Source organism: Fictibacillus sp. WQ 8-8, from assembly GCF_024494405.1.
Taxonomy (GTDB): Bacteria; Bacillota; Bacilli; order Bacillales; family Fictibacillaceae; genus Fictibacillus_C; species Fictibacillus_C marinisediminis.
In genome coordinates this window covers 367,070-385,582 of record NZ_JAMXKG010000001.1, presented here as the reverse complement: position 1 = coordinate 385,582, position 18,513 = coordinate 367,070, and the positions used below count along the sequence as shown (strand labels likewise).

The 18,513-nt window shown below is 45.8% G+C and carries 12 protein-coding genes and 1 pseudogene; 12 read left to right on the top strand and 1 reads right to left on the bottom strand.

Annotated features, from left to right (window positions below; translation table 11 throughout):
- Nucleotides 1-15: 15 nt before the first annotated feature.
- The 3 genes and pseudogenes from M1K46_RS01960 to M1K46_RS01950 all read left to right on the top strand — a co-directional run bounded on the left by M1K46_RS01960 (nucleotide 16) and on the right by M1K46_RS01950 (nucleotide 5,208).
- A complete protein-coding gene (locus M1K46_RS01960) occupies nucleotides 16-834 on the top strand; it encodes an ABC transporter permease (protein WP_256224641.1) in 819 nt (272 codons plus the stop codon).
- Between the two features lie 15 nt (nucleotides 835-849).
- Nucleotides 850-1,635 (top strand): annotated as a pseudogene (tagH, locus tag M1K46_RS01955) (teichoic acids export ABC transporter ATP-binding subunit TagH); the annotation flags it as partial.
- Nucleotides 1,636-1,857: 222 nt separating this feature from the next.
- Nucleotides 1,858-5,208, top strand: coding sequence for a CDP-glycerol glycerophosphotransferase family protein (locus M1K46_RS01950; protein ID WP_256224640.1), 3,351 nt, complete (start codon nucleotides 1,858-1,860; stop codon nucleotides 5,206-5,208).
- A 510-nt stretch (nucleotides 5,209-5,718) separates the two neighbouring features.
- Here M1K46_RS01950 and M1K46_RS01945 read toward each other — a convergent pair.
- Nucleotides 5,719-6,786 (bottom strand): LCP family protein, encoded by a 1,068-nt coding sequence (locus M1K46_RS01945; RefSeq protein ID WP_256224639.1) that lies wholly within the window; start codon nucleotides 6,784-6,786, stop codon nucleotides 5,719-5,721.
- 453 nt (nucleotides 6,787-7,239) lie between these two features.
- On the opposite strand from M1K46_RS01945, the gene M1K46_RS01940 reads away from it, so the two are divergent.
- The 9 genes from M1K46_RS01940 (at nucleotide 7,240) to M1K46_RS01900 (ending at nucleotide 18,464) form a co-directional block, all read left to right on the top strand.
- Nucleotides 7,240-8,517, top strand: coding sequence for a glycosyltransferase (locus M1K46_RS01940; protein ID WP_256224638.1), 1,278 nt, complete (start codon nucleotides 7,240-7,242; stop codon nucleotides 8,515-8,517).
- A gap of 1 nt (nucleotide 8,518) precedes the next feature.
- A complete protein-coding gene (locus M1K46_RS01935) occupies nucleotides 8,519-9,847 on the top strand; it encodes a flippase (RefSeq protein WP_248253951.1) in 1,329 nt (442 codons plus the stop codon).
- 14 nt (nucleotides 9,848-9,861) lie between these two features.
- On the top strand, nucleotides 9,862-10,779 hold the full coding sequence (locus M1K46_RS01930; RefSeq protein ID WP_256224637.1) for an NAD-dependent epimerase/dehydratase family protein: 918 nt from the start codon (nucleotides 9,862-9,864) through the stop codon (nucleotides 10,777-10,779).
- A 522-nt stretch (nucleotides 10,780-11,301) separates the two neighbouring features.
- Entirely contained in the window at nucleotides 11,302-12,336 is a 1,035-nt protein-coding gene (locus M1K46_RS01925; protein ID WP_091002816.1) for a Gfo/Idh/MocA family protein, read from the top strand.
- Entirely contained in the window at nucleotides 12,336-13,676 is a 1,341-nt protein-coding gene (locus tag M1K46_RS01920) for a nucleotide sugar dehydrogenase (protein WP_256224636.1), read from the top strand. The genes M1K46_RS01925 and M1K46_RS01920 overlap by 1 nt, the downstream gene beginning before the upstream one ends.
- A 246-nt stretch (nucleotides 13,677-13,922) precedes the next feature.
- On the top strand, nucleotides 13,923-15,182 hold the full coding sequence (locus M1K46_RS01915) for a glycosyltransferase family 4 protein (protein WP_256224635.1): 1,260 nt from the start codon (nucleotides 13,923-13,925) through the stop codon (nucleotides 15,180-15,182).
- Entirely contained in the window at nucleotides 15,124-16,386 is a 1,263-nt protein-coding gene (locus tag M1K46_RS01910) for a glycosyltransferase family 4 protein (protein ID WP_256224634.1), read from the top strand. Before M1K46_RS01915 ends, M1K46_RS01910 begins: the two co-directional genes overlap by 59 nt.
- Nucleotides 16,387-16,566: 180 nt before the next feature.
- A complete protein-coding gene (locus M1K46_RS01905; protein WP_256224633.1) occupies nucleotides 16,567-17,715 on the top strand; it encodes a DegT/DnrJ/EryC1/StrS family aminotransferase in 1,149 nt (382 codons plus the stop codon).
- 26 nt (nucleotides 17,716-17,741) lie between these two features.
- A complete protein-coding gene (locus M1K46_RS01900) occupies nucleotides 17,742-18,464 on the top strand; it encodes an N-acetyltransferase (protein ID WP_053356961.1) in 723 nt (240 codons plus the stop codon).
- The last annotated feature ends 49 nt before the right edge of the window (nucleotides 18,465-18,513 follow it).

Below are 18,513 nucleotides of genomic sequence, written 5' to 3'. Positions count from 1 at the left end.
GAGAGGATTACGAAAATGATTTCAGCTTTTAAAGTACTAACAGAACAACTTAACAGCTTTTACCTGATGATGCGTTTATCCATGTATGAGCTTAAAATTAAAAACAACAATAACTATTTGGGGATGCTTTGGGAGATCCTGAATCCTGCCATTCAGATCAGTGTGTATTGGATCGTCTTTGGGATGGGAATGCGAAGCAACCGTTCGGTCGATGGTGTGCCTTTCCTTCAATGGCTTGTTGCAGGGATTGTCGTCTGGTTTTTTATCAGCCCGGCCATCCTGCAAGGGTCAAAATCGATTTATACACGAATTAAAATTATCGCTAAGATGAACTTTCCATTAAGTGTTATTCCAAGCTATGTTATATTTTCGATTCTATATCCTAATGCTATATTATTGGGAATCATAGCAGTTATCTTTCAATTTACTGAAAAAGGAAAGATCTCATTATATTATTTGCAGCTTCCTTATTACATGCTAGCTGCGGTAGCACTCGTTTTTTCACTGTCATTGATCACCTCGACACTGTCAACGATCGTACGCGATGTACAGATGTTTGTGCAATCCATCATGCGGATGCTGTTTTATGTGACTCCGATTCTTTGGGATCCATTTAACAATCCAAAATTGCCGCATTTTCTAAAATTGATTGTAGAAGCCAATCCTTTTACTTATATTGTAGAAGGGTACCGGGATGCCCTCTTAAGCAAAGGCTGGTTTTTCGGTGATAAACTCGAATACACGCTGTATTTCTGGGGACTGGTGCTGGTACTGTTCCTGATTGGTTCCACGCTGCATGTGAAATTAAGAAACCGATTCGTGGATTACTTATGATGCGGAGAGATGGACATGAGTAAAACTGTTGTAGTAAGCAATGTTACGAAAAAATTTAAAATGTATAAAAAGCCCGCTGAAAAGCTGCTGGACATCATTCTGCCCAACGGATATGGCGAAGATTTTTATGCGATTCAAAATATAAGCTTTGAGGCAGATCAAGGCGATGTCATCGGCATCGTCGGGGTCAATGGATCAGGGAAATCCACGCTTTCCAACTTGATCTCCGGGATTATCCCGCCGACGTCGGGTACGATCGATCTAAAGGGAGAGGTATCGCTTATCGCGATCGCCTCTGGCCTGAACAACGAACTGACCGGCCGTGAGAACATTGAGCTGAAATGCTTGATGCTTGGCTTCAGCAAGCAGGATATCAAAAAGCTTGAACCGGAGATCATTGAGTTTGCTGAAATCGGAAAGTTTATCGATCAGCCGGTTAAAAAATATTCGAGCGGGATGAAGTCGCGTCTCGGGTTTGCTATTTCTGTGACGGTTGATCCTGACATCCTCGTGATTGACGAAGCGCTTTCTGTCGGTGACCAGACGTTTGCCGATAAGTGTCTCGACAAGATGAACGAATTCAAAGAGCGTGGAAAAACGATCTTTTTTATCAGCCACTCCATGGGGCAGGTAAAGAAGTTCTGTGAAAAGATTCTTTGGCTAGAATACGGAGAAGTCAGGGATTACGGACCAATGAAGGACGTACTTCCGAAGTATCAGGCGTTTTTAAAAGAATATAAGGCGATGACAAAAGAAGAGAAGAAACGATTTAAAGAACAAGTGCAAAGAAAGCAAAGCGGACTGTCGCCAGTGGATAAAAAAGAGTTGCAATCAACGAAATAATATATAACTGAAAATAAATTGGGTGCTGCTCTTGAAAAAGAGAATGCATCCTATTTTTTTTAGACAAGATAAGGGAACTTGATACAGTTTCTAACCATAATTTTTCTTTAAACGAAAATGAAAAAACAGATAATGATCTACGGCGACACAAAGGTTCATTTAGAAAAAGGAGAAGTTTTGATGAAGAGACAAGGGGATTTCCTAAATCGTATGATTAAGCCTTTTACACCACAACCCAAGATAAAAAAAAGAAACTCTTATAAACAAGCCTTGACGATCCATCAGGACAACGAAATTATTAGGCTGACCGGCCGGTTGGGTAAAGAAGATATTATTGCAAAAGAACTGCTTCTTTCCTCGAGGGAAGATGGAGAGATGATTAAAGTAGCAGAAGGAGGCAATTCGCCAGATTTCACTTTTGAATTCTCCATTCAGCAGATTCTTCCCTATTTTAAAGAAGGGGAAAAGAGCAATTTTGATCTGTATCTAAATATACAGCGACCTAAAGAACACTTTACCGAGGAATCCTTTACAAAGATTGAAGAACGGGCGGTTTTGCAAACGAGAGACGATGAAGGTACAGATGTCATCTACCACGTCCGCCTCGGCCGTTTTAACGAAATGGAGGTACTGCATTACGTTCCTTATGAGGATCAAGGTCTGCAGACGTTCATTTACGTAACAAAGAAAGGCAATGTGTCGCTGGCTGCCAATGCTATGGTCAGGCTCAAGCCAAAGGTGCAGATCGATGAGATTGTCATCCGTAATCACCAGCTATTCTTTAACGGAAAGCTATTTACAAGGGATGCAAGCATCAAGAAAGCTGTATTGCTGCTGAAAGGGCGCGATACAAATAATGAAGTAAGAATAGATGTTACTACGGAAAAATTAAGTGAACAGACGTTGAATAAATACGGGATGCACCGTTATAAGTACGAAGTGGAAGCTGATTTTCAAAGGATTTATGAAGATTTGGCGTTCGGACAGGACATCTATGATTTCTTCTTTGAACTAACCTTTGATTTTGCTGAAGAACCTCTGCTGATCCGTATAGGAAAACCCCGATTTAGAGCGAGGAACTTCTTAAAAGATGGCTATGTTGAAAGAGGACAGAATATCTATGCTTTGACCCCGTATTTCACGTTTAAAGGATTTAATCTATCCCTTCAGGCAGATGAATTCTCTCACGAGGCTTACTGGTATATGAAGAAAATTAAGCGATGGTCATGGCTCCTACGCCCCTTTTACCGCAGCCAAAACATATGGCTTGTCGGTGAGCGGCCTTATAAAGCACAAGATACAGGATTTCATTTCTTTAAATATCTCAGGGAGAAGCATCCGAAAAGAAAAGCGTATTACGTGATCGAAGAAACGTCGCCTGAATTAAATCAGGTGAAACCGCTTGGCAATGTTCTCTATTATAAGTCCAAGGAACATATATTCCATGCATTTATGGCAAGAAAAGTGATTGGGTCTCATCATCCTGATTATTTGTTTCCATTACGCACGAAAAGCTATAAAAAGGCGATTAAAGCAACAAAAGTCTTTTTGCAGCACGGTATTATGGGAACAAAGAACATGGTCGCCAATTATGGAAAGAGAGCACCGGGATTTGATACAGATCTATTTCTTGTCAGTTCTGATTTTGAAAAAAATATGATTGTCCGCGACTTTGGCTACCATTACGATGAGGTTAAAGTTACGGGGCTCTCAAGGTTTGACAGCCTTCTTGCAGGAGACGTGGAAACGAAACGCCAGATTCTCATCATCCCTACATGGCGGGACTGGATCATCAATGACGATATCTTTTTGGAAAGTGAGTATTTTGAAAGATACCGGGAACTGATCAATCATCCAAAACTGCATGAACTGGCCGACAAACTGGGTTTTGAATTGATCTTCTGCCTTCATCCTAACATGCAGAAATTCACTTCCTATTTTTCAGGTACGCGCGTGCGCATCATCAGTCAGGGAGAAGTGGATGTCCAGCGGCTTTTGAAAGAATCGGCTATGATGATTACCGATTATTCATCGGTCGGTTTCGACTTCAGTTTTCTTCATAAGCCCATTTTGTATTATCAGTTTGACAAGAACCGTTTTATCGGGAAAAGACGCTCACACCTTGATCTTGAAAACGATTTACCAGGTCAGATTGTCTATGAAGTGGATGACATTCTTGATGAAGTAGAAAAGTATGCGAATCAGCAATTTAAAGCTGAAGAAGAGTATATTCAGCGTTCGGCTAAGTTTTTAAAATACCGCGATCGGCATCATAATGATCGGATCTATGAAGCGATTCAAGAATTTGAACCCCGTAAGAACTGGTTTGTGAAGCTTAAAGAAAGTGAGCTTTTTCAGGTGTTGTTTAAACGGTACCGAAAGAGCAAATATTATTTTCCTACCATGCGTTTGTTCTATAATGTTGCGCGGCGGTTGATGCCTGTTGACCCAAACCTGATCGTTTTTGAAAGCGGGGTAGGCAAGCAGTATGCCGACAGCCCGCGGGCGATTTATGAAGAGATCGTCAGCCGTGGACTGAACTATAAGAAGGTATGGATCTATAACAAGAATATTAGATTTTCCGATGAGGATACGAAGATTGTTAAGCGGCTCAGCCCGAGCTATTATTACTATCTCGCTAAAGCACGCTACTGGGTGAACAATCAGAACTTCCCGACCTACCTTGGGAAACGCCCGCAAACGACGTATATCCAGACATGGCACGGAACACCGCTCAAGAAAATGCTGTTTGATATCGAAAAGGTTGAAGGCCGTGATGAAGGTTATGTTGAGCGTGTGCATCGGGCGACGAAGACATGGGATTATCTCATCTCACCAAGTGCCTATGCAACGAAAGCCTTCCGCAGTGCGTTCCGCTATGAAGGCGAGTTGCTTGAGATCGGCTATCCGCGCAACGATATCTTTTACCGCGATGACCGCGAGCAGCTGGCCGAAAGGATCCGCCAGCGCCTGAACATCCCAGAGGGGAAAAAGGTTATTCTCTACGCACCGACCTTCCGGGATAACCAGACGTCGAAAAACAATAAGTTTACGTTCGAGTTGCAGTTTGATTTTGAACAGATGCAGCGAGAACTCGGCGATGAGTATGTGCTGCTGCTTAGGATGCACGTCGTTGTCAGCAATAAAGTGTACATTCCGGAAGAATATCGAGACTTTGTGTACAATGTATCGAACTATCCAGATATTCAGGAGCTTTATCTTGTGACTGATGTTTTGATCACCGACTATTCTTCGGTCATGTTTGACTTTGCAAACATGAACCGCCCGATTCTGTTCTTCACCTATGATTTCGAGATGTACCGTGATCAGCTCCGCGGCTTTTATATGGACTTTGAAAATGAAGCGCCCGGCCCGCTGCTGCGCACATCTGATGAAGTAACAGCGGCGATCAAGAACATTGATCAGGTGAAGCATGACTATGAAGGCCGTTATCAAGCCTTTCATGAGAAGTTTTGTTCACTGGAAGACGGGCATGCGGCAAGCCGTGTAGTGGATCGGTTTTTTGATTAAGTGGATTTAAGAGGATTGGAGCCCGGATCTGTGTGCTGCTTGAGGGCAGTGTTCAGGTTCGGGCTTTTTTGTTGTGGGGAGGTGGGGCTTTGACGAAATCATTGTGTTAGAACCGGTCGAACGATGTCGAGCTTATCTTGTTCGATAATATATTGGGCGTTTTCGATAATATATTTGGTTTTTCGATAATAAAAAGCTATTTTCGATAATAAATTTGGAATATCGATAATATAAGATAGCTGCGATCCGGACGACAGATGTTTCCCTCTGATATGCCTGTTTTTGGCCGAAATAACTCGGAAAATGCTCTAAATTAGCTGACATAAGGCTAACGGAAAAGAATAAACCCTAATTAGTCTTTATTTTTATATAAAAACTCACCCAAAACAAACTGAAAGCCAACTAAATCATACAAAATCGCACATCCGCAGCAAAGCCCCAACATCCTATCAAACCCATCACTTCACCAAACCCCAAAGAAAAAAGCCGGCCCCGATGGCCGGCTTAAACTTAATTTCCGTTGTTTGCTTCCGAAGTGCTATCTGTAGTGGAATCGGTACTGCTGGAATTTGTTCCGGTACCCGTTCCGCTGTCCTGTGTGCCTGAGCCGTCATAAGCAAGATGCTCTTTCAGCTGGGCGGACACATTTTGTACTGATTGTTCGTTTAAGGAATAGTAATAAATATTATTGATTCTTGCGTCTGTTCCTTCTAATTTAAGCGATTCGACATCTCCTACGGATTTCGCGTATTTGAGAAGTGCGAGCATGTTGCCGAACGTAAAGTTGGTGGACATGTTGTCGCCGACGTTCTCGATAAGCTTGCCGTATTTAGGAATCGATTTGATCTGTGTTGATTCTTTAAGGATAGCTTCGACAATCTGTTTTTGCCTGTCGCCGCGCATGATGTCTGAGTCGGCATGACGCGTACGCGCGTATGCGAGAGCTTCCTCAGCGTTTAGCCTTTGCTGGCCTGGCTCGATTGTGATGGCTCTAGGACGGTCCTTGCTGTCCTGTTCGACGATTTTCTTCTGTACGTCGACATCAACGCCGCCAAGTGTATCTACAATCTGCAAGAATGCATCAAAGTTTACTCTTACATAGTAGTCGACCGGGATGTTGAACAGATGTTCCACTGTATCCACGGTAAGATCCATACCGCCGAACGCGTGGGCGTGGGTGATCTTGTCCTTGTTGATGCGCCCCGGAATCGTAACGTAGGAGTCACGAGGGATGCTCACCATTTTCACGGATTTTTTATCACGGTTGAAGGTGGCGAGAATGAGGGCATCTGTCCGGTTGCCTGCAAATCCCTTTTCCCCTTTACGGTGCTTGCTGTCGTCGATCCCTGCAATAAGGACGGAAAAGTTATCCTTGCCAGGGTCAACTTCATTCAGGCGCAGCTCTGATTTTCCTCCCCGTGATAGGGTTTCCTGCGCTTTTGATGATGCGTTGGCTAATTTATAGGTTAAATAAGATCCGAAACCGACTGTTCCTAAAAGAATCAGAATCAATGGGAAGACGATAAACTTTATACGTCTCTTTTTCTTCTTCTTTTTCCGCATTTGTTGACGGTCCATCTATAGTAATCTCCTTTTCTTCTCTACATCTATATCTATGGTTTTGTTGGTCTGTTATTTTCTTTTCTGGTGACAGAATAGGATCGTACAGACAATGCAACTTCGTAATCCTTGTCGAATTGGCTCGACATAAGGAACGTAAATTTATGGAAGCATACAATAAAGATACCTTTAAAGTTGTGTAAATACAATAAAAATCATATAAAGAATATTACAGTTTAATGAAGAATTCGGTAACTGTAAAGATAATTCGGACAAAGATTTACAAAAGCTTCATGAGAAATTTAAGTTGAGTTAATAAATGACCCCTATCATGATAGTTCAGGCCTCCGTTAGGCTTTTTATGCGAAAAACGGAATTGCAAAAATAAAAATCGGCCTGCGAAAGATTAAGAGAACACCCTTATATATGCTCTTTTTGGCAAGAATGATTAAGAGCTTCAGGATTCAAAGGATGGTGAACACATTGCAGAATGGCATAAAAACAGCAAGAGAGCACATGATCCTGATAACCAACCGTTATCCTTACCTGCCCGGGGAGCAGTTTTTAGAAACCGAAATGAAATACATGGAACACTTATTTGAAAAGATTGAAGTTGCTGTTGTAAACGGAACCGGAGAGCAGCGGCCTGTTCCTGAAAAAGTGCAAGTCCACCAGCTGCCGGGAAGGCCTGGGGGCACAAAAAAATACATTCATACGTTTTACAGTGTGACGGCAGATCCTCAGGGACGCCGCTGGCTTTCAAGAGAGCTTCCAAAAGCCCGTATGTTTGGCAGCAGAGGGTTGATGCAGGTGGCTAACTGGCTGAGCCATGCAATTCGGATTCGTGATGAAATCAAGAGAAAGTGGCTGGATGATCCGAATTTTGATATAAGCAATTCCGTTTTTTATTCGTACTGGCTGACGCCTTCAGCGGTAGCTCTTGCGATGCTGAAGGAAACGCACCGGGATCTTTTTGCGGTATCCCGCGCCCACGGAGGGGACGTGTACGATTACCGGCATTCACTGCCTTATCTGCCGTTTCAGGAAAGAGTGATCTCGTCACTCGATTCGGTGCGGATGATTTCTGATGACGGAAAGAACTATTTTAATACGAAATATCCAAACGCGAATGCCCATCTTCTCGTGAACCGGCTCGGGACTGAAAAACCTGGCTTTACCGCAGCCCCTTCACAAGACGGAATTCTCAGGATGGTTTCCTGTTCATACGTAAAGCCGGTAAAACGGCTGGATCTGTTGGTGGAGGCGCTAAAACAAACGTCATCGCCGATCCACTGGACGCATATTGGAGACGGTGAACAGCGGGAAGAGATCGAGAACAAAGCGAAAAATGAGCTGCCGGAACATGTCACCATCGATTTTAAGGGGCACTGGACCCAGCAGCAGATCTTTGAATTTTATCAGTCACAGCCGCTCGATCTTTTTGTGAACGTGAGTGAGAGTGAAGGAATTCCCGTGACCATTATGGAAGCATTCAGTACTTCGATTCCGGTCATAGCGACAGATGTCGGCGGTGTAAGGGAACTTGTTGATGAAAGCAATGGTTTCTTGATTCCGTCAGAGGTTTCGTCTGCTGAGCTGGCGGATGATATCGAGCGATTCGCCGCGCTGCCGGATGAAAAGAAAATGAAGTACCGTTCGAATGCCTTTGCCAAATGGGAAAAGGAATATGATGCAAAGAAAAATTACACAGACTTTTTAAAAAGTGTAAAGAAAGGGAGCGGATCGTGATATGAGCGACGGCAACCGAAGCTTTGTCAGAAACAGTTTCTTAACCTTTTCCAGACAGGTGACCAATATCGTCATCGGGATATTGCTGCTGGTTGTGCTGGCCCGGATCTTGGGTCCTGCTGGACAGGGTAAGTATGCACTGATCACCCTGCTGCCGACGGTTCTGCTGACCTTTTTGACGCTCGGCATCAACACGTCGACGATCTATTACATCAGCAGGGGAGACGTGAAGCTGAATACGGTCTACAACAATAACATCATCATCGGTACGCTGCTGAGCCTGGTCAGTATGGGGATCGGGGCTATTGTGATCTACTTTTTCTCGGAAAAGTTCTTCAACCATACTCCGCATACTTTGTTGTACCTTTGCTTATTGGCGCTGCCGTTCATGTTTTTGCGCGAATATTTCCAGACGGTCTTTCAGGGGCTGCAGGATTTTAAACTGTTCAATACGGCTATGGTCGTGAACCAGGTGGGAATTCTCGGCTTTGTCGCTGTTTTCGTCCTTATTTTCAGGCTCGGCCTTCCAGGGGCGATTATGGCGTTCATCGCCGGGAACTTGATCAACGTCGCCTACATGGTCTATCAGCTGAAGAAAAAGCATAGACTGCGTTTTAATATCAGGGGATTCTCTTGGGAGTATTTCCGCAAATCTGTCAATTACGGGCTTAAAGCGCATATCAGTAACTTTGCGAGCTTTTTGAACTATCGTATCGTTGTTTTCCTCATCGGGTTTTTCATGGTGGATTCAGCGGTAGGGATCTACGTAACCGCAATGAATATCGGGGAGAGGCTGACTATCTTTGCGGCTTCTATATCCAATGTCCTATACCCAAAAATCGCAGCCATTGAAACTGATGAAGAGAGAAACCATCTCACTTCTCTCGTATCAAGAAACATTATGGCGATTACGTTAGTCATTGCGCTGATTGGGACTATTGTCGCAAAGGATCTGATCGTTACGCTTTTCGGACATCAGTATGAGAACAGTGCGAGCCTGCTTCAAATCACTCTGCCCGGTGTGGCGCTTCTGTCGGTCGAGAAGATTCTGTCCAATGACATTGCCGGCCGCGGAAAGCCCGAGTTAAACATGTATCTTTCCATCTTCAATGTGCTGTTTAACCTGGTGCTGAACGTGGTGCTCATTCCGAGGTATGGAGTGACCGGAGCCGCATTTTCTGCGACGATCACGTATTTTGTCAGCTTCCTCGTAAAGGTCGTCTTATACAAAAAAGTGACAAACGAGCCGTACCACCGCTTTTTGCTGATCAAGAAAAGCGACCTGCGGCTCTATAGAACGGTTATTCGAAAACTAAAACTCAGGTACTGACGGGAGGATTCAGCATGAATGTATTGGTAACGGGCGGAGCAGGATTCGTCGGGACATTTACGAAAAACGCACTGATGAAGGAAGGGCATACCCCGATTTTGGTGGATAACTTTCTGACGGGAAGCGAAAGCAATGTAAACACGGAAGATGTGATCATCCAGAGTGATATTCTTGATCCCTCTCTGCCGGAACGGCTGCAGCCTTATGAAATTGACGCGATCATCCATCTGGCGGCCCAGACAAGTGTGCCTTCTTCCGTAGCAGACCCGCTTAACGATATGAGGATGAACATTGAAGGGACGGTCAGAATGCTGGAGCTGGCCAAATCTCTGAATGTGAAGAAGTTTGTCTTCGCATCAACAGCGGCCATCTATGGGGACAATGAAAATGTGCCGCTCAAAGAGGGTGAGCATTTTCAGCCAACTGCTCCATACGGGATTTCAAAAGCTACATGTGAAATGTACATCGCTAACTTTTGCGAAACACACAGCATAAGCTACTCCATTCTTCGCTATTCCAACATCTATGGACCGAAGCAGACGAAGGATGGAGAAGGCGGCGTTATCAAGATTTTCCTTGATAAGCTTCTGAGCGGACAGCCGGTCTCCATTTATGGCGACGGCAATCAGACCCGTGATTTTATCTTTGTTGAGGACGTGGCCCGGGCCAATACCGCTGCCTTGTTATGTAAGGACGGCATCTTTAACGTCAGCACGAACGAAGAGATCACGGTGAACGAGCTATACCGCGTTATGGCGAAGGAAATGGGCAGCAGCCTGGAGCCTGTTTACGGAGAGCCGCGTGAAGGTGATATCTACCGCAGCTGCCTCGACAACCGCAAGTTCATGGCGCTTGTGAACTGGAAGCCTGAGGTGCCCCTTGCAGAAGGCATCAAACAGACGGTGGTTCAGATGCAAGCACAGAGAATTTAACATAAATGCACGGACAATAAGAATATATATATAGCACTCTTCTTTTTACAGAGGGGTGCTTTTCTTATGGGCTCATCATGTTCTGCCTGTTTGAGGGGGTCGATTCGCATCTGGGGAGAATCTGCTTTATTAGGCTGTTTTTCACTTCATTGACAGGTTAATTGGAGTGCAAGGTGCGAGACTCCTGCGGGGTAAGCGTGACAGGTGAGACCCAAAGGCGCTTGCGCCGTGGGGCTCAGCGCACGCCCCGCGGAAAGCGAGCAGCCTGGAACGGAAATTAACCACCCTCAAGAGCAACAAAGGTTGCGAAAAGAGCCTTTTATTAAGAAAATGTAAATCCCGTACTGTGTGACGCGACAGGCCTTATGGGCAATAAGACCCGTCCTGCAGAGCCTTTTTGTAAATGGCCTTAACAATCTCTTAACCGAGAATTTACCTGAAATTCCTTGGAAATAATATAAAATGAACGAAGAAATCTAGTGAACAGAAAGTTATTGTTTTTAATCAAAAGGAGTTTTGTCGATGCTTAATTTTGCGATTGTAGGATGCGGACATATTGCGAAGAAACATGCAGAAGCCATTGACCGGGCAGAAGGCGCAGCACTTGCTGCTGTATGTGACATGATCCCGGAAAACATGGAGTTCTATCAGGAAACGTATAACGCCAAAACGTATACAGATTATGCGGAGCTGCTGGCCGATAAGGACATAGACGTGATTAACATTTGTACCCCGAGCGGCTTTCATGCAACGCTTGCCGTACAGGGTGCGGAAGCGAAAAAGCATATAGTCGTAGAAAAGCCGATTGCTCTTTTAATGGATGATACAAATGCCATCATCGAAGCGTGTGAACGTAACGATGTGAAGCTGGCGGTCGTTCACCCGAACCGATTCCGACCGGCGATGAAAAAGCTGAAAGAAGTGGTCGGGAGCGGCAAGCTGGGAAAGATCAGCCACATTAACGCAACGGTCCGCTGGAACAGAAACCAGGCGTATTACGATCAGGCGCCATGGAGAGGAACGAAAGGATTGGACGGCGGAGTACTCATGAACCAGGCCATTCATAACCTGGACCTCATGCTCTGGATGATGGGTGATGTGAACGAGGTGTTCAGCATGAGCGCCACTCGCATCCGTGACATCGAAGCAGAAGATGTCTGCACCGGGCTCGTGAAGTTTACGAGCGGAGCCCTTGGAGTGGTTGAAACAGCCACCACCATCTACCCGAAAAACTTTGAAGAATCACTCAGTATCTTTGGTGAAAAAGGAACCATTAAGATCGGCGGTCCTACTGCAGTCAACGTGGAGCACTGGAACGTTGAAGGCACGAGTGAAGAAGAAACGGCCGAACTTAAGAAAATGATAGAAGAAGATCCATTTGGAAAGCCCGGCCATCAATGCATCATCGAAGACATGGTCGAGGCAATAAAAGAGAACCGGGAGCCGATCGTAACAGGTGAGGATGGCAAAAAAGCGTTAGAACTGGTCCTTGCCATGTACGAATCAGCAGAAACCAATCAGCCTGTCAAAATGCAACCTCAGGAGGTTTTAAACTAATGGAAACTCTACAGACTACACAGCGAGATGTTACAAAGCAACTATTGAACAAGATCGAAACGAAAGAGGCTGTCATCGGAGTGGTTGGCCTTGGTTATGTCGGACTGCCGCTTGCCGTTGAAAAAGCAAAAGCAGGCTACAAGGTAATTGGCTTTGACGTTCAGGAAAACCGTGTTGAAATGGTGAATGACGGAATCAATTATATCGGAGACGTTGTGGACGAAGAGCTGGCGATGCTTACTTCTTCAAAACAGATTCGTGCGACAACGGATTACTCTCTGATCTCAGAAGTGGATGCCGTTGCGATCTGCGTGCCGACTCCATTGGATATTTACCGCCAGCCGGATACATCCTATGTAGAGAGCTCAGGTAAAGAAATCGCACAGTTCCTGCATGAGGGCATGCTGATCGTTCTTGAGAGCACGACATATCCGGGAACGACAGAAGAGCTTCTTCGTCCGATCCTTGAATCTTCAGGGTTTACGTGCGGTAAGGACTTCCACCTTGCGTATTCGCCAGAACGTGTCGATCCGGGCAACAAAGTGTTCAATACGAAGAATACGCCGAAAGTGGTAGGCGGAGTAACTCCGGAATGTACAAAAGTGGCTTCTGCTCTCTACCGTGCTGTACTTGAAGGAGAAGTGCATGAAGTTTCCAGTCCTTCAGTGGCTGAGATGGAAAAAATTCTTGAGAATACCTTCCGAAACATTAACATCGGGCTGGCGAACGAAATGGCCATCCTCTGCGACAAGATGAACATTAATGTTTGGGAAGTGATTGATGCTGCCAAAACGAAGCCATACGGATTCATGGCCTTCTACCCAGGCCCGGGCCTTGGCGGGCACTGCATTCCGATCGATCCATTCTACCTCACTTGGAAAGCACGTGAGTACAACTACCATACCCGCCTGATTGAAACAGCGGGGGAAATCAACAACAGCATGGCTGACTTCGTGATCGAACGCAGCATGAAAATTTTAAATGAGGAAAAGAAAGCGATGAACGGCGCGAAAGTCGTTATTCTAGGAGTCGCTTATAAAAAAGACATTGAGGACATGAGGGAATCACCGGTCATTCCGATTCTTGAAAAGCTGGATGCAGCGGGAGCCAATTACACGGTTGTTGATCCGCACGTTAACACGTTCCGCTACATGGGCGGTATCGTGGAAACTCATGACCTTTCCAAAGAAGTACTTGAAAGTGCCGACCTTGTTCTATTAACAACCGATCATACAGCGTTTGACTATGAACTGATCGCAGAACACAGCCCGGTATTGTTCGATACACGAAACGCGATGAAAGATCTGTCAGCGAAAGTGAAAAAGTATCACCTTCTATAAGCTTGTACGCTTATAAGATGGTTGTATGTGTAATCTTTGTTGCTCTTGAGAGGGTTGATTTCCGTTCCAGGCTGCTCGCTTTCCACGGCGCAAGCGCCTTTGGGTCTCACCTGTCACGCTTCTCCCGCAGGAGTCTCGCACCTTGCACTCCAATCAACTTGTCAAGGAAGATCTTACTAAAATCTTTCAAAGATCCAGTCTTTAGACCAAAAATAAAAAACCAGGCCAGCCAAGGTCTGGTTTTCCATGCGAATGGTAACTCCCAAACCAAAGGTAGTGAACGTTGCCGTGAAAATCTGTCATTTAACTTCAGTCCATCCCGCTGACGACATCCGTATTTTTGTGAAAGAATGCCGGTCGCTAGCTCTTGCGGGACACGATGTATATTTAATAGCACCAAATACCGAAAATAAAATAATAGACGGCGTAAAAGTTGTTGGTGTGTCCTCAACGGCAAGCAACCGCTATTCACGGATGATTGCTGCTGCAAAAAGTGTGTATCAGGCGGCGATTGAAGTAGACGCCGATGTATACCATTTCCATGATCCCGAGCTGATGATCATCGGTCTTCTCTTAAAAAAGAAAGGCAAGAAAGTCATCTATGATGTTCATGAAGATGTGCCTGAGCAGGTCCTCTCCAAACAGTGGATTCCGAAGCTGCTCAGAAAGAACATCTCGGTCTCGGTAAAAAAGATGGAGAAATACGCAGCCAGCAGGTTTGATGCCGTTGTGACGGCCACACCGACGATCACGAAGCGTTTTAAAACGTATAACGCCAGCACGGTGACGGTACACAATTTCCCGATCCTGCAAGAACTGATGGGAAATCCGTCAGAGAGCCATACTGCGAAACGGAAAGAAAACAGCTTCCTTTATATCGGGGGAATCACGGAACTTCGCGGCATCAAAGAGATGGTTTCGGCGATCGAAGTTCTGAACGGACAAGGAAAACAAGGCGAGCTCGTTCTCGCCGGCAAATTTGCTCCGGAACAGCTGGAACAGGAAATGAAGCAGCAGAAAGGCTGGAGCCATGTCGACCATAAAGGCTGGCTCAGCCGAAACGAAGTAAAGGACGTGCTTGACGAGTCCACCGCCGGGCTCGTACTGATCCGGCCGGAACCGAGATACATGGTCTCCTACCCGATCAAATTGTTTGAATACATGGCAGCCGGACTTCCATCCATCGCTTCCAACTTCCCGCTCTGGGAGGATTTCGTCATCGGGAACCACTGCGGACTATGTGTGGACCCGCTCGATCCTGACGCGGTAGCCGATGCCATGAGATGGATCATGGAACATCCGGAGGAAGCGAAACAGATGGGTGAAAACGGCAGGAAGGCCGTCATTGAGAAGTACAACTGGGAAAAAGAAAGCCAAGAGCTGGTTGCGTTATACGAAAGGTTGGCCATGGCTGACAACAGGTCTTTAAAATGGGGTGAACAAGCAGATGAAGGTATGGATTTTAAATCACGTAGCGTTAAAACCGTCGGAAACAGGAATAACTAGACACTATGACATTGCCCATGAACTCGTAAAAAAAGACCATAAGATTCGGATTTTCGCAAGCAGCTTTCTGGCTTATCGCTTTGTCTGGAGAAACAAGCAGAAGAAGAATTACAAGGAAAACGTGAACGGCGTTATTTTTGAATGGCTCTGGACCCTGCCTTACAAAGGGAACGGGGTCATGCGGATCTTGAACATGATTTCCTTCTTTTTCATGGCGCTGTGGCGCGGGATGATGAAAAAAGAGCGTCCTGATGCCATCGTAGGCTCATCGGTTCACTTGTTTGCCTGCCTGGCTGCCTACTTTTTAAGCAAATGGAAGAAGGCTGCTTACATTGTGGAGATCCGGGATCTATGGCCGCGGACGCTGATCGAGCTCGGTTCGATGTCGAAGCACCATCCCGCAGTTCTTATGTTCGGTGCAATCGAGAAGTTCGTGTATAAACGTGCGGACCAGATCATCGTTACGCTGCCGGGTGCGGCACAGTACATTAAGGAGATGGGAGTGGATGAAAAGATCATCCACGTCATCCCGAACGGCATCAACATGGACCGTATGGAAGAAAAAGAGGGCAAAAGCTCGCTTGAGGATGAGATCAGCAAGATCAAAGAAAAGCACGGACAGGTCGCGATGTATGTCGGCTCCCACGGTGTAGCCAACTCACTGGAAACGGTCGTGAACAGCGCCAAGTTTGTCTCTCCGGAGAAAACAGCCTATGTCCTTGTCGGAGACGGTCCGGAAAAAGACAATCTCAAAAATCTCGCCAGTGAATATGAGCACGTGTATTTCTTTGATGGCATTCCGAAAAAAGAAGTGATGCCAACACTTGCTCTTGCAGATGTATTGTTAGTTTCCATGCTGGATACCCAGCTTTATAAATACGGAATTTCGTTAAATAAACTGAACGATTACCTTCTGATTGGAAAACCGATCCTGTTTGCCGGCAATGTGTCCAACGACATTGTGGCAGAAGCGAAAGCCGGCAAGTCAGTTGCTCCTGAAAAGCCGGGAGAGTTTGCTGAAGGATTGGAAGAGTTATTGAATTTAAGTGAAGAAGAAAAAGCAGAGATTTCAAGGAACAGCTATCGGTATGTGAACGAGAAGCACAACATCACGAAGCTTGCTGACCGCTTCCTGGACATCTGTGCTTTCCAGGAGCGTGAGAACGCCTCCCGTGCCTACCAGCTCAGCGTAAAAGAAAATTAAGTAAATGCACAAACCAATAGCTTACTGCCGCTAAAAGAGACCCTCGAAGTCTCCCCTTCAGCGCGCCGGCTGGGGTTCGCAAAGCGAGCCACCAGTAGGCCAACCCGACTAAACATCGGTAGCAAAAGGTTTTAACAACAGTATGCAATACAAATATAGAGGAAGAAAGAGGGATCATAGATGAAAGTGCCTATGCTTGATCTATCAGAACAGTACCAATCATTGAAAGAGGAGATTTTTGCAAGCTTGGAAGATATCATGTCAGGGTCTCGCTTTATTTTGGGAGATAACGTTAAGAAACTGGAGCAGGATGTAGCAGAATACAGCGCGGCAAAGCATGGAGTGGGGGTAGCGAACGGCAGTGACGCCCTGCACATTTCTTTGCTTGGATGCGGAGTGAAACAGGGGGATGAGGTCATCGTTCCTTCTTTTACGTTCTTTGCAACTGCAGGTGCGGTGGCTCGTGCAGGAGCTGTTCCTGTTTTTGTCGACATCGATCCTAAAACGTACAATATTGATCCAGCAAAAATTGAAGCAGCGGTAACAGAAAAAACGAAAGCAATCATCCCGGTTCACTTGTACGGCCAGATGGCAGACATGGAGCCGATCGCTGAAATCGCGAAGAAGCATAACCTGGCGATCATTGAGGATGCAGCTCAAGCCATCGGTTCCAAATACAAAGGGAAAAATGTCGGTGAGCTTGGCACGACAGCAACCTACAGCTTCTTCCCGACGAAAAACCTTGGCGGGTACGGTGACGGCGGCATGATCATCACGAATGATGAGGACATTGCTGAAACGATGCGTGTGATCCGTGTTCACGGCAGTAAGCCGAAATACTATCACCACATCCTGGGGTACAACAGCCGTCTGGACGAGCTGCAGGCTGGAATCCTGAACGTTAAGTTTCCTCATCTGAACACATGGAGCGAAGCACGACGTGAAAAAGCTGCGATTTACACAGAACTGTTGAAGGAAAAGCTGGGTGATCTTGTTATCACTCCGTTTGTGGAAGAACACAACTATCATGTGTTCCACCAATACACGATTCAAGTGCCAGACCGCAGCGGTTTGCAGGAGTTTTTGAAAGAGCAGGGAATTGGATCTATGATTTACTATCCAAAACCGCTTCACCTTCAGCCGGTATTCAAAGAACTCGACTACAAGGAAGGTGACCTGCCTGAAACAGAAAAAGCAGCAGACCGAGTACTTTCACTTCCGATGTTCCCTGAACTGAAGAGGGAGCAGCAGGAGTATGTCGTTGAACAGATCGCCGCTTATTTCAGCAAAAATCCTGTAAACGAATCAAAAGAAAAATCATTCGCATAAACGCATTCAGCTTTTAGGAAGAAAGGGTGTTCTCATTGACGGTCAGCCAGGGGAGTAATGTAGTATTAGGAAAAGACGTACAGCTCGGTTCAAACGTGATCATCGGGCATAATGTGGTCATTTACGACGGAGTCTCAATCGGAGATAACTGCATCATCCAGGATAATGCGGTCATCGGCAAGCAGCCAGCAAGAGCAAAGAATTCAGCGCTGCCGGAATTAAAAACACTGCCGCCCGCAAAAATCGGTTCAGGGGTAACGATTGGAACCAATTCGATCATCTACGCCAGCGCAGAGCTGGCTGACGATGTCTTCGTCGCTGACCTTGCGACCATCCGCGAGCGGGTGACGATCGGCCATAAAACGATTATCGGACGTGGCGCTGCGGTCGAGAACGACTGCGTCATCGGAGTAAAATGCAAGATTGAAACAAATGCTTACATTACGGCTTATTCCGAGCTTGAAGACCTCGTGTTCATCGCACCGGGTGTTGTTACGACCAATGACAACTATATGGCCCGGTCCAAAGAACGGTTTAAACATTTTAAAGGCGTTACCGTAAAAAGAGGCGGGAGGATCGGAGCCAACTCCACGATTCTTCCTGGCAAAGTCATTGAACAAGAAGCAGCGGTGGCAGCCGGAAGCCTTGTTACAAAGGATGTAGAAAGCCAAGATCTCGTGGCCGGCCATCCGGCTAGAAAATTCAAAAGCGTGCCAGACGACCAGCTGCTGAAAAATCAAGAGGCGTAATTTCCCGTGTTTCCCTTGAAAACAGCGATGAAACTTGCATCTATGAAGG